Genomic DNA, 14,357 nt, shown 5'->3' on the forward strand with positions numbered 1-14,357 from the left:
GTGAAAAGTTAAAAGTGAGTAAATTTTAAAATTATAATTGATGATTTTTGTGTTCTAGTATGTAAACAATATTGTTTTTATTATGTGGATCTTTTTTTTGTATAATTAGTTTAAAATTATTTTTCTCTAATAATTTTTTAGAACTTAAGTTTAAATAATGAGTATATGCTTCAATATTTTTAAGTTTTAAGTCATGAAAACCAAAAGTTAAAACACTTTTTAAAGCTTCACTCATAATACCTTTACTTTGACAATCAGGAGTCAAATCAAAGCCAATTTCAGTAGTTACTTTATCTTCTGAAAAATTCCATAAACAAATACTTCCAATCATTCTATCTTGATCTTTTAGGGAAATAGACCAATAGAATAAAGATTCATCAGCAATTCCAGTACTTATTTTAGTAATAAATAGTAATGCTTCTTCTTTAGATGTAGCGATAGGTCTATCAACAAATTGATTAACAGAAGTATCTGAGCGCAAAAAAGAAACAGCTTTCCAGTCTTTTGGCTCTAGATTTCTTAACAGTAATCGATTAGTTTTTAACTTAGTAAAGCGTGCCTTTTTCATAGAAATAATAGTATAAGCTATAGGTGAATTAAATAATTATAAAACTACATAAACTTTAGACCATAAAAAAGAAAAAGCTATCAGTTAAGAATAGAGTAGTGGTTTGTGTCATGATAATTATTACTGATGAATACATAATAGTTAGCGGTATAGTAACTAATACTCATTATACCACATCATGTATAACACAGTAAAATGAATGAATAACAAGCCATGAGGAACTAATCACACAGCAATAGGAGTGAGTAACAAGCCAAGAGGAGCTCATCACATAGTAATAGGAGTGAGTAACAAGCTAAGAGGAGTTCATCACATAGTAATAGGAGTGAGTAACAAGCTAACAGAAGTTTATAACAGAGTAAGAGTAGTTAATAACAAACAATATACGCCAAATAAAAAGTGAAATACTTTTATTTAAACCTAAAAAGAAATCCTAAAAACAGCATTAGGTGTAAACCCTAAAGAAAAACGCTGAATCACTTGCTCCAGAATAACCTCTCTTTCATCAATAGTAGCACCAGAAGTACCTGGTATGGCAATACCACCATCATCTAAAGGTTTTCTTTCCGCTTTATAAATTAAATTTAAAGGCTTTACTCTGTTGTACATATTTAAAACAGAAAGACCAAGTTGTGCTTTTAACTTTTTCTTACCCACAGTAATAGGAAAATCATATAAAACAGAAGCGTCTAACCTGTGATAATCAGGCAATCTACCACCGTTAACGCTGCCAAATTTAACCACACCCGCATTTTCACCATCAGCATCAATTTTAATATCATAACTATTCACAAGTGTAATAGGTTTACCTGTTCTATATTGCCAACCCAATGAAAACTGCCACCTATCAAGCTGTAACGTATTAGAAATTCTAAAATGATGTGTAATATCATTATTTCCTGGAAACTTAAAAGGCGTATCCTTTAAATTAGGAAACTGAAAAGTAATGTCATTATACGTATATCCAGCCCAAATTTTATAGTTATCAAACCTATACTTTACCAAAACATCCAGTCCTTTAATCACACTTTTACCCACTTCAAAATTCTCTAACGGATTACTAAAACCATTCGTAAAAGTAGTTAACCCATCCAACTCCTTATAGTAAGTATCCAAATCAATATTCAAATGTTTGTGGTGATATAATAAACCACTAGAAATCTGATTGCTACTCAACAATGGATATTGTGAAGAGTCCGATAAACGCCAAAGATTATTCTCCAAACGTAATTCTGTATGATTAAACTCAACCAATTGTGAAATAGGTTGATTTCTTCTTTCAATAGCCGTTTTAAAACGTAAACGATTACTTAAAGGATACTCAAAGTTTACTCTTGGTTCCACCAAAAATTTATCCAAAGAACTATAATGAACAAAACGTACTCCAGCATTTACATACCCTTTATTTTTAAAATAATAAGTATATTCTCCAAACAAGGCATTTTTAAAGTTTTTAGCATCCTGCCCAGAGCTTTCTCTTTCCATGTCAATAGGATTTTCTTTATCAATAATAACATTCAAATCTGTATAAGAAAACTGATAACCCAAACTAAGTTTTTGATTTTCTTTAAACTCAGTAACAGAAGTAAAATTCAGCCCTAAATCTAGAATATCATTACTACGAATATTAATTTCAGCCAAGTCTAAAACACCATCACCCGTTTCATCCTTAATTTCATTATTCTGATAAAAAGAAGAATACTCAGATAAATAAGCAGTAAGTTTCTCAGACTGCCTATCATTAGAACGATGTTTCCAGTTAAAACTTAGCCCTTTATTTTGCGTGTTTAAAGAATCAATTAACAACTCATCACCACCTTTAAAATTAAAATCTAAACGATTACTAGTGTACAAACCACTTAAAGAAATACTATTTTTAGCATTAGGTTTCCAAACAACTTTAGTAGTAACATCTGCAAAAGAAAAAGCATTAGTACTGGTTTCTCTACTATAATCATCATCTATTTCCAAGTCTAGCACCTTTCCATTAATATCTTTAGCCACGCCAAAGTTGGTAAATATTTTGTCAGCATAACTCGTATACGTAGGAGTTTTCCATACATCAGCATAAGAACGTCTGGCAAAAACATACACAGCAGTTTTATCAGATACAGGTGTTTTAACAAAACCATTTACTGATAAACCATCAATTTCTATACCCGCATGCGTTTGTGTAGGAACTTCCTCTCCACTTGAAATATCAATAATCCCAGAAATACGATCTCCATAACTAGCACTTGTTCCTGATCTAAAAATAGTTGCTTTTTGAGTAGCAAAAGGATTGAATAAAGAAAACATTCCGTATAAATAACCAGTATTATACAGTTTAATATCATCATATAAAATCAAATTTTGATCAGGAGAACCACCTCGAACTTGAATTCCAGTAGCAGACTCATCTAAAGTCGATATTCCAGGGATTAACTGTATACTTTGCGAAATATCATTACTTACCAATCCCGGTAAAATTCCCAATCTGCTCGATTCAACAGAAATAGAACCATCTTTGTTCCTGTCAATTCCAGAGGTAACATAGCCTAAAACCACCACTTCATCTAATTCTCCAGCCTTCGGCTGTAATAAAAGAGTAGGGCAGGTAGTTTCAGAGTTTATACTAGTATGCATAGACTCATAACCAATGATAGACAATTTAACCTGTGTTTCTTTACCAGAGTAGGTAATATTTTTAAAATTAAAATAACCATTCGTATCTGTAGTGGTATACGTAGTAGCATTTAAAACCACATCAGCAAAAGGTACAGGTTCCTTAGTTTTACTATCTTTTACATATCCACAAATGGTCATGTTTTTAGTAATGATAATTTGTTTGCCAGCTACTTTTTCAAAAGTTAAACCCGTTTGTTTGTTAAGTGCAACTAAAAGATTGGCTAATGAAGTGTTTTTTTCAGAGAGCGTAACCTGTTTATTAAGAATAATTTCAGGGGCATAAGAAAAAAATGTGCCTGACTTATCTGTAATATCTTTTAAAACAGTAGTTAAAGGAGTTTTTTCATAAGTTACACTTATAACAACTTCTTGAGCAAACGAAAAAGCACTCATAAAAAATATGAGTATAGATAACCTAAGGGACATTATCATTTATTATATTTATTTTAGAACAATCAAAATTCCATCTTTTTCTTGTTTTGTAATACTATAGGTAATTCCCATAGGTACTAACGTAGTTTTCAAAGCAACCTCTAAATTATCATGTATAAAACTACCCGAAAATAACCTAGTAACATCAACAGACCTTGTATCAAAAGTAACAGCATATTGAATACTTAACTCCTCAATAATTTCAGACAATGGTCTATTGTTAAAAACACTTACCTTTTGCAACCATCTTGGCGCATTTTCAGAAGTAGTAGTTTCCTTTATAATATTGTTTGATACTGTAATACCATTACCTTTTCTTAAAATTTTAGCCTCAGTATTTTGTGGTGTTATTACACTTACAGCACCTTCAAAACAATGCACTGCAAATACTTTATCACGAGACTTAACATTAAACTCTGTACCTAATACTGAAACAGTTCCGTAAGAAGTATTTACCGAGAATTTTTCACCTTTCTGCACTTTAAAATAGCCTTCACCTTTAAGTGTTAATTCCCGTTTTTGAGTCCATAAAAACCTACGATGCGTTAAGCTAGAACTTGCATTTAACTGCACCCTTGAACCATCAGGTAAGCTAACCGCTAATTGTTCACCAGTTCCAGTAGTATACGTAATAGAAGCAGTTAAAAAAGTATACACACCAAAAAGTAAAACTACTGATGCAGCGACTGCATACCATAAAGGTTTCACTTTTTTAGTTTTCTTACCAAAACTAATACGTTCTTTAGTTGTATGTAAAGCAGCACTCACATCAACCTCAGGTGCTTTAAATTGTTGTGCTACCTCGTTAATAAGATGAAAATCTTTATAAGCATCAGAAGCTTTAAAAGCTGCTAGTTCTTCTTGAGTAAGCTCATTAGCTGCCCAACGCGCCAAGAAAGACGGGTCAGATATATATTTGTTGTTAGAATCGTTCATTAGTACAATTTTAGAAATAAAATATTACAAAATAATGCTTTTATAATATGTACAGGTAACTTTCAAACTACCCTATTTAAAATTTTAAATGCATTCCTAAAGTCTTACGTAAATTAATAAAAGCATTGCTCATTCTACGTTCAACACCTTTTACTGAGATACCTGTAATTTCGGCAATTTCTTTATAACTCTTTTTATCAATTCTACTTAATAAAAATACCTCACGCTCTTTGTCAGATAAATTAGCAATAGCACTTTCTAACTTATTTTTAAATTCTTCAGTTTCCAATATAAAATCAGGTGATTCATGGTTTCGATCACTTTTTGGAATAGCTTCATGTTTTAATACCACTTTTTGATGTTCAAATTCATTACGTAAAGCATTATTACAAATAGTATATAAAAACGCACGTGCAGTATCATAAATAACCTCTGCACAACGCTTCCAAATTTTTACAAAGGCATCCTGTACAATATCTTCTGCCTGTTGCAAATTACCACACTTGTAGTAAATATAATTTGTAGCCGTTTTATAATACGACTGAAATAAGGCATCAAAATTTTTCTCTTCACAAACAGATTTACTTGACTTATGCATATAGAAAATATTTCGAAAACAAAGCTATTAAAAATTAAGAGATAAAATTAACAGATTTAAATACTAGCTATTCTAAAATACAAAATAAAATAATAACTATTACAATAAAAAATGAGCTATTAAAAATGAGGAATTGTATCAAAACAATAATCAACTGTCTATACAATTAAGGGGTTATGATTAAACTCTAGATAGAATAATAGTTATTCTTAATAATAAGATATACAAAAGAGTAGGGGATTGCTTAACTTTATTGTATAGTATAATGTATAGATTGTTAATCACCATAAAACCATTAATAATCTAACTTTGTTATAAAATTAATCATTTAGTATCACCATAAAATGCACTCAAAAAAGAACTATTTATACCTATTACTTTTTTATGTAATTACTAGTTTTAGTCAAGAAAATAAAAAAGACTCAGTAGTAATTCGATTAAAACATAATATAGAAACAGCAGTTTCAAATGCTGTAAAAGTGAATGCATACATTGAGTTAGGAAATGCTTATTTAACAAATGATATTTTTCAAGCAGAAGAAGCTTACCAAAAAGCAATAAACATATTAAAAACAAACCCTAACATATTAAAAAAACAAAGAGCAAATGTTTATGGACAATTAGGTGTTTTGTATAAACGTAAAGGAGAGTATCCTTTAGCTATGGAATACTATTTAAAATCGAAAGAATTTTTTGAAGAAATAAAAGATACAACCAATATAGCTAACTTGATACATAATATAGCTATGGTATACAGAGATCAAAGAGAACATAAAAGAGCTATTAAAAGTTTTCAAAAAGTAATTGCTATAAAACATAAATTAAAAGAAAGTGTAGGAGAAGGAATAGCTTATAATATGATGGGAGTATCTTACCGAAAATTAAAACAATTAGATTCCGCTATCATATGCTATGAAAAAGCTAAAAACATTTTTAATAAAGCAAATGATTTAGAAAACCTCCAAAGAGTAAATTCCAACTTAGCAGCATTGTATCATTATCAAAAAAAATACAATCAATCCATACAATTACATCAAACCAATATCAAGTATTATAAAGAAAAGAAAAAATTAAATTCATTATTTAATAGCCACTTTAACATTGCTAAAACATTTGCAGTACAAAAACAATATAATCAAGCAATAGAGCATGTAAATCAAGCTTTAAATATAGCAGAAAAACTAAAATTAAAAGACAAATTATCAAGAGCCTATTTAAGAAGAAGTTGGATTCATTCAAAAAGAAATAAATACAAAGAAGCCCTAGAAGACCATAGAAAACATAAAAAATACTCAGATTCTATTTATAATAGATCTAACGTTAAAAAAATACAAGAGTTAGAATTAACACATAAATTTAAAAAGCAAAAATTAACAGACAGTCTTCAATACGAAGCAGAAAAGAAAAATTTAGAGTTAATAAAAGATAAAGAACAAACAAAAAGAAAGCTCTATTTTTCTCTATTTATTAGTGCAATGTTATTAGGAATTTTAGTAAATATTTGGATTAAAAGTAAGTATAAGAAAAAGAATAAAATTATAGTTGAAGACTTTAAAAAGAAAGAAGAAGAGCTAAAAGCATTTACGAATGAATTATTGAATAAAATAAACAAGCAAGAAAAACAATTAAAGAAAAGAAAAGAAGAGAAAGAAGAAACTAGTAAAACAAAGAAATTACATATAAAGGTAGCAGAGAAGATATTGACAAAAGAAGATTGGTACAACTTTAAAGAAAAGTTTAATCAAGTATATCCCATGTTTTTTAAAAGTATAAAAGAAAAAGGAATTCATTTAACAAGTTCAGAAGAGCGCTTGGTGACACTTGAAAAACTTGGTTTAGATAATAACCAAATAGCAAAGGTGTTGGGGATTTCAGTAGACAGTGTTTTTGTGAATCGTTATAGATTAAGAAAAAAAATCAACGCCCCTAAATCCATCTCAATATTACAGTTCTTAGAAGAACTAAAATCCTAATCTCTTTATTTATAGTTGTTTTTTGCACTTGTATAACGTTTTCTATAGGTGTAAAATAAAAGGGTAAAGTTATCTATAGATAGTTTTGTGAAAATAAAAATAGGGTAATTAAAAGTGAACCTGTACCCTATAAGAAGAGCATAATTAAAAGCTCTAAAACAAGATAAAGCAAAATTATGATAGTTAACTTAAAGAACCTCTTATGAAAAAAAATACTATAATTTATTTTATGATATTATTGTGTTTGTTAACAACACAATCATTTGCACAAACCTTTACAGAAGTAGAGAATAATAACAATGTAACAAATACATTAGGATCTTCTCAAAGTAGAATTTATAGTGCAGCCAACTTTACAGGAACAGTTACTTCATCAGATTCTGATTTTTGGATCATTTCAAGAAAATCTATTCAATCAACCGATCTAATTCTTTATTTCGATCGACTATGGGTAAATAGCAACCCTGATTTTGATTTTAGAGTTTGGGAATATCGCGGAGGAAACTGGGGAGTTACACCAGTTAACATTGGTACGCTTAGAACTTTAATGCAATCATCAGGTATTTACGATTACAGTTTAACTTTACCTTACAGTAATAATGTAAGTGGAGGAAATAGTAATAATTATTATGCTATTGAAGTAATCACAGGAGCGGCTAGTTACAATTATAATTTTCAATTAAAAGCGAATTCATTTAACTCAGTTTATTATTGTTATGAGTTTAATTTAAGTGAACCAACAGTATTGCAAGTAAATGATACTGATGTGGCATTAGCCGATATTGGAGTTAGTACATTCGAAGATCGCTATTATATTGTTAAGTTTTCAGCAACAGATTCATTTACTGATTTTACAGATGGCTATATTCAAAATCAAGCTTTACCAACAGCAGCAGGAAGTAATACTTATAGTGGATCCGGTGAGCACATTGCTTATGTGGGTACTGACAATGGAGCTGTGCAATCAGCAATGACAATGACGAACTTACTTCGCAATTCAACATATTATTATAAAGTTTATTCCTATAGTGATTGTCAAGGTTATATTAACTATAATAATACAATTGCTTCAGTCCCTATTACAACGTGTTCTGGAACTGCTCCTAATGTAGGTTCTGTAAATTCGGTTACGCCAACATCAACAACTAGTACTACAATTAATACTTTAGGTAGACCATCGGGAGCTGATGAGTATACAGGGTATTTAGTGAAGTTTAGTGATACAAATAGTTTTACGGCACCAGTTTCAGGTACTACAGTCCCAACAGCTTCTACTGATTATTCAAGTAGTACAGGAGAACAAGTAATATATACAGGAGCGGTAGGAAATGATGCAGGAACAACAGATGATATAAATCAGGAGATAACTGGTTTACAAATTAATAAAGAATATTATGTAAAGGTGTATACCTATAATTTTTGTGGAGGAAAGTATAATTTTGAAACAACAGGTTCGTCTGTTGTAATTTCAAACTATATATGTGAAGCACCATCAGCAGCTACTAATATTCAGGCAGCAGTAGGGGGAACAGATAGGTTAACAATAAATTCTTTTACTGAACCTTTAAATAATTCACAAGGGAGTTTAGGATATGTAATAAAAATTAGTGATACAAATACATTTACTGCACCTACAGTTGTACCAACTTCTTCAAGTACAGTTTATAATTCTGCAACAGGTGGTGATCAAGTAGTTTATGTAGGAAATTCAATTACACCTAACTTAACAATTACAGGTTTAACTCAAAATACAACCTATTCAATAAAAGTATATTCTTATAGCACTTGTGCTGGATCAGAATATTTTGAAACTACGGGAAGTGCATTAGCCGAGGTTATCACTTGTGGTACTCCTCCAGGGAATTCTCAATTAGGAGCATTCAGAGAAGATTTAAATTGGGAAAATAGAGTTTCACCAATTATTACTAATGTTCCTAGTGGAATTACTGGACATGTTGTTAAAATGAATATCCAAAATTCATTTACTGATATTACAGGAACATTAAGCACGTTACCAACTGCAAATACCAATTATTCAGGTTCAGGAGAACAGGTGATTTTAGCAGGGAATACAGGAGAAGGGCATGCTTTTACAGGTCATAATTTATTACCAAATACAGAGTATTTCTTTAAAATATATTCTTACCAAGAGTGTAATGGACAATTTTATTTTTCTGATACAAGTGCTTCAACATCTAGATTTACATCAGGAGTTACAAATAATTTGGCATCAAATGCAGTAATTAATAATTTAACAGGAACAACTTTTACTTTAGATTCTTTTACAGCTGCAGCAACAGCTAGTAATGGGCAAGGAACTCCAACAGGGTATATTGTGAAAATGAATACTGTAAATAGTTTCTCTTCATATTCGTTTAGAGCAAATATTGCAAACCAATCTGGAAATCCTAATTACTTAGGAGGAGAGCAAGTTATGTATATTGGAACTTCTGTAAATCCGAATCTTGAAATAACTGGATTAACCCCTGGAACAACCTATTACTTTACTATTATTGGATATCGCGATCATGGATCTCCGTATCATTTTTTAAGTTACCAACCAACAGGATATGAGTTTTCTATTGTAAATAATGCATCTTTGGTTAATCCTACAATTACTTTTAACGATATAATGGTAAATGCAGGTGATGCAAACTTTAATTTAAATGCTACTTCAAATTCTAGTGGAGCCATAACTTATAGAATTATTGATGACGGTGGTTCTGGAACAACTTTAAGTGGTACAAATAACGAAACTGTTACTATTGGTTCTGCTGGTATGGTAGTAATTGAAGCAACTCAAGCGTCTACAGCAACATATCAAAGTGCTACTAAAACAATGACCTTAACAGTAGAGGCTCCATTAGCAACCCTAGGTGGTGGAATTTTCTATCAAGTTAATTCAGGAGTAACAACTGTGGATATGACTCAAAACATCAATTCAAATTCTACAGGTGCGTATACTTTTGAAATTATTGGTGATGATTTAGGGTATTCAGTAAGTGGAAACCTACTTAACGTAAATGATGTTATAGGTTCTATTGTAGTAAAAGTTACGCAAGCTGCAGATGCCAATTACAGTGAAACAGTTGCATACTATTCTACTTTATTTTTTAACGTAGGATTTAGCCCAAAATCGGATTTAGCCCATAATTTATTTGACTTTTCATTAAACCCTGGAGAATCGTATACAATAATTACGACCATAAACTTTTCAGGCGTTCCAACAACATATAGTATAGTTGATAATGGAGGTACTGGCTCAACGTTAAATGGGAATGTATTTACTGCAGGAGGCGCAGGTACAGTAACGTTACGTGCTTCTTCAGCAGACAACTCTTTATATAATGCTACAAATAAAGACGTAACAGTAACCATAAATGGTACTCCTCAAACGATTACATTTAACCCTTTAAGCGATGTTTCGTATGGTGATGCTAACTTTAATTTAACCGCTACTGCTTCTTCAGGGTTGGCGGTTTCATATGTAAGTTCAGATCCAACTGTAGCTTCTATTTCAGGAAGTACAGTAACAATTCATAAAGAAGGAACAATCAATATTACGGCTTCTCAAGCTGGTGGTGGTTTATACAATCCTGCGGCAGATGTGATTCAGTCATTAACTGTGAATCCAATTACAATTGCAAATCAGAATGTAACGTTAGACACTACCGGTTCTGTTTTGTGTAATACTAGTGCAGTGGTTTCTATAGATGGTTCACAAACAAACATTAATTACTTCTTAAGAGACAATAGTGATAATTCAATTATTGAAGGACCATTGGCAGGAACTGGAAATGGTATTACGTTTGCTACTGAACAATTATCAAGTAACAAAACATATAATGTAATAGCAGTACAGGACAATCAAACATTACCATCTGCTACAAATACATTACAAATGACAACTACACCTTCAGCTAGTGTACAGACTTTAGATGTAAAGACTGTTGGTTTATCTCAACCAAACGGTCAATCCGCTGTAGTATCAGTTGAGAATTCTCAAACCGGTGTGGTTTATTATTTACAAGATAATATAACTAATGAAGTTTTACAAGGCCCATTAATGGGAACTGGAGCAGATATGTCATTTGTAAGTGATGCTATAACAGCAGATAAAACGTATAAAGTAATTGGTACAGATGCAAATGTAAACAATGGTGTAAGAAATGGAATTAGTTTAGATAATGTGGATGATTATATTAGTATTCCTGCAATTAATTCTCATTTAACAAATGTAGGACAGGCAACCATTGAAACTTGGGTGAAAATTCCAGCTGTAGATGCTACTGATGTAAATGCCTCAATCATTACATCTGAAGGGTATGCAGGTGTTTTCGGAGCTACAATTGTACCTTTTTATATCAATATTTCTGGAGGGCAAATTTTTGCAGGAAATCATAACGCGGATCCTGATGATGGAGGTACGTTGAACACACCAGGTTATACGTATCCTGTAGATACATGGTTTCATGTAGCTGCTACAATGAATGGAGCAAAAATTAATTTTTATGTAAATGGAAACTTAATTGGAGAAAACGGTCTTAATTTTTCATTTGACTCATATGTACTTACTTCTAATTTACGTATAGGAAGAAATCATGAAGCCACATCTAATAGTTCAAAGTTATTTGGAGGACAATTAGCTCAAACTAGAATTTGGAATGGAATTCGTACACAAAGTGAAATTTCATCTAATATGAATACTGAGTTTACTACTCCACAAACAAGTTTAGTTTTAAATTATAATTACAACCAAACTTCTGGAGCAAGTGTTACAGATGAGTCTGGTAACTCAAATACAGGAACTTTACAAAATGCAGCAGGAGATGCTACAAATTGGGTAAAAGATTTATTTACGGATAGTCTTTGTGGTTTTGTAAATATGAACAATACAGTTACAGCTACTTATGTGTCATTACAAGATCAAATAATTACATTTAATAGTTTAAGTGATGTAACTTATGGAGATGCAGATTTAGATTTAACAGCAACATCTGATTCAGGTTTAGCTGTTACCTATGTCAGTTCAGATACTAATGTAGCTATTATTTCAGGTAATACAGTTACTATAGTTGGAGCAGGTACTACAACTATTACAGCCAGCCAAGCAGGAGATGCAACCTATGATGCAGCTTCAGATGTACAACAAGAATTAACGGTAACTACAAGAGCTATTGAAGTAACTGCAAATGCAAAGAATAAGGTTGAAGGAGGAACAGATCCAACATTAACCTACCAAATTACTTCAGGAAGTTTAGTCAATGGAGATACGTTTACAGGAACTTTATCTAGAACTTCAGGAGAAACTTTTGGAGATTACCCTATTTCTCAAGGAACATTGGCATTAACGGCTAATTATGCCATTACTTTTGTTGGAAACACATTTACGATTAACAGAGATGTATTAGCAAGATGGGATGGTAGTACAAGTTCTGCTTGGAATGTAGTAACAAACTTTGAAGGCGATGTTTCACCATTAGCTACAGATAATTATGTAATTCCTAATGTAGCAACAACCCCAAATATAACTTCAGGAATAGTTGCACAAATGAATAGTTTAACGGTAGAAGCATCGTCTACACTAACAATTTCAGGAGACGGAGCAGCAGTTATTGAGACTAACTTTGACAATAGTGGTTCGGTGCTGATTACTTCAAACGCTAGTTCAAGTGGAGCAATGGTTGTAAAAGGAACAGCCAACGGAATTGTTACTTATGAACGCGGTGGTTTATTAGCCAATAAATGGAGTATAGTTACTGCACCAGTTGTAGGTCAGAGTATTAAGGGGTTTGCTGAAAATGCAGCTAATGATATTCGAAGAAATACAAGTGTTACACCCAATAGAATAGCTATTGGATACTATGATGATAGTAAGCCAGCAGGTTCAAAATGGACGTACTATACTACAGATGATATTGTAACAGATGCGTTAACTTTTGAGAAAGGTCAAAGTTATATTATATCACGAGCTACAGACGGAGCAGTAACCTTTACAGGAACATTAGAAACAGCTAATGTAGCAAAAGCAGTTGCAGCCTCACAGTGGAATGCAGTAGGAAACCCTTACACAGCTTATTTTCCAGCTAATGGTAACGCAGGAGATAACTTTATTCAAGATAATTTATCAAAGTTTGATCCAGTAAATGTGGGCGTTTACATTTGGGATAATTCACAAAATAAATATGTAGCAAATTCATTGGTAAGTTCAGTAAAATCGATAGCACCAGGACAAGGGTTCTTTGTTCGTACAACTACAGAGGTAAGAGATGTTTTATTTAAAGAATCATTACGATCTACTGCAAATATATCAGGAGTATTCAATAGAGTATCAGTATCAAATCCAAGTGTTGAATTATCAGTAGCATCAAATGGAATAGCGGTAACTACTAAAGTTGAGTATAGATCAGGTGCTACATTAGGTTTAGACCCAGGGTATGATATAGGAAACTTTGATGGAGCTAGTTTAGACGTATATACACGTTTAGTAGATGGATTCGAAGGACAAAATTTTACGTACCAATCATTGCCAAAAGAAGACTTGACTAGTTATATCGTTCCAGTAGGGTTAACAGCCGCTTCAGGAACAGTAGTAGAGTTTAGTACAAAAACAATGAATCTACCAAAAGGAGTAATTATGTATCTAGAAGACAAGCTAACTAATGAGATGATAAAATTAGATGATGTATCTACTTATAAAGTGAGTTTAGCTAAAAAAGAAGATGGAATAGGACGTTTTTACTTACATGCAAGAACAAATACGTTAAATGATGGAGGTTTTACAACAGAAGCTATTAAGATTTACAACACAAAAAGAACGTTAGTAATTGAGGGCATCGAAGGAAAAGAATTCGGTATGACTATGTTTAATACATTAGGTTCAAGAGTTTTTGAGGGTAATTATAAAGGAACAGGTAACAATCGTATAACTTTACCAAGAGTAGAGGAAGGCGTATACCTTGTAAAGGTAGCTACAGAGGCTGGTGTAAAGGACAAGAAAATAATCATAACTAAATAATAAAGAAACATGAATAACAAGCAGCGAAATAGTCAAACGGAGATGACAAGAAAAGAGGCTTTGAAAAAAATAGGAAACTATGGTAAATATACTGCGTTAACTGCTTTAGAAATGTATGTGTTATAAAGCACAAGCACAAAGCCCCGAAGCTCCGGGAGAAGGATT

The 14,357-nt window shown here is 31.7% G+C and carries 6 protein-coding genes; 2 read left to right on the forward strand and 4 right to left on the reverse strand.

Translation table 11 applies throughout. The annotated features are described in order from the left end of the window. Nucleotides 1–31: 31 nt before the first annotated feature. The 4 genes from ABNT65_RS03570 to ABNT65_RS03585 form a co-directional block, all read right to left on the reverse strand. The gene (locus ABNT65_RS03570; RefSeq protein ID WP_348747189.1) at nt 32–568 is read right to left on the reverse strand and encodes a GNAT family N-acetyltransferase; all 537 of its coding nucleotides are present in this window, start codon (nt 566–568) and stop codon (nt 32–34) included. Nucleotides 569–988: 420 nt separating this feature from the next. Further along, nucleotides 989–3,628 carry a TonB-dependent receptor gene (locus tag ABNT65_RS03575; RefSeq protein WP_348747190.1) on the reverse strand — a complete coding sequence of 880 codons (2,640 nt, stop codon included), beginning with the start codon at nt 3,626–3,628 and terminating at the stop codon, nt 989–991. A gap of 48 nt (nt 3,629–3,676) precedes the next feature. Continuing rightward, a complete protein-coding gene (locus tag ABNT65_RS03580; protein ID WP_348702902.1) occupies nt 3,677–4,603 on the reverse strand; it encodes a FecR family protein in 927 nt (308 codons plus the stop codon). A gap of 76 nt (nt 4,604–4,679) precedes the next feature. Then, the gene (locus ABNT65_RS03585; protein WP_348702901.1) at nt 4,680–5,201 is read right to left on the reverse strand and encodes an RNA polymerase sigma factor; all 522 of its coding nucleotides are present in this window, start codon (nt 5,199–5,201) and stop codon (nt 4,680–4,682) included. A 344-nt stretch (nt 5,202–5,545) separates the two neighbouring features. Between ABNT65_RS03585 and ABNT65_RS03590 the strand changes: the two genes are divergently transcribed. Beyond that, nucleotides 5,546–7,174, forward strand: a complete 1,629-nt coding sequence (locus ABNT65_RS03590) for a tetratricopeptide repeat protein (RefSeq protein WP_348747191.1) — start codon at nt 5,546–5,548, stop codon at nt 7,172–7,174. A gap of 202 nt (nt 7,175–7,376) precedes the next feature. Continuing rightward, nucleotides 7,377–14,192, forward strand: a complete 6,816-nt coding sequence (locus tag ABNT65_RS03595) for a LamG-like jellyroll fold domain-containing protein (RefSeq protein ID WP_348747192.1) — start codon at nt 7,377–7,379, stop codon at nt 14,190–14,192. The last annotated feature ends 165 nt before the right edge of the window (nt 14,193–14,357 follow it).

The organism is Tenacibaculum sp. 190524A02b (genome assembly GCF_964036645.1).
GTDB lineage: Bacteria > Bacteroidota > Bacteroidia > Flavobacteriales > Flavobacteriaceae > Polaribacter > Polaribacter vairaonense.

What these genes read in the sequence shown, in the direction of transcription:
- ABNT65_RS03570 (WP_348747189.1), bottom strand. Translation starts at nt 568, where the DNA reads ATGAAAAAGGCACGCTTTACTAAGTTAAAAACTAATCGATTACTGTTA.
- ABNT65_RS03575 (WP_348747190.1), bottom strand. Translation starts at nt 3,628, where the DNA reads ATGAGTGCTTTTTCGTTTGCTCAAGAAGTTGTTATAAGTGTAACTTAT.
- ABNT65_RS03580 (WP_348702902.1), bottom strand. Translation starts at nt 4,603, where the DNA reads ATGAACGATTCTAACAACAAATATATATCTGACCCGTCTTTCTTGGCG.
- ABNT65_RS03585 (WP_348702901.1), bottom strand. Translation starts at nt 5,201, where the DNA reads ATGCATAAGTCAAGTAAATCTGTTTGTGAAGAGAAAAATTTTGATGCC.
- ABNT65_RS03590 (WP_348747191.1), top strand. Translation starts at nt 5,546, where the DNA reads ATGCACTCAAAAAAGAACTATTTATACCTATTACTTTTTTATGTAATT.
- ABNT65_RS03595 (WP_348747192.1), top strand. Translation starts at nt 7,377, where the DNA reads ATGAAAAAAAATACTATAATTTATTTTATGATATTATTGTGTTTGTTA.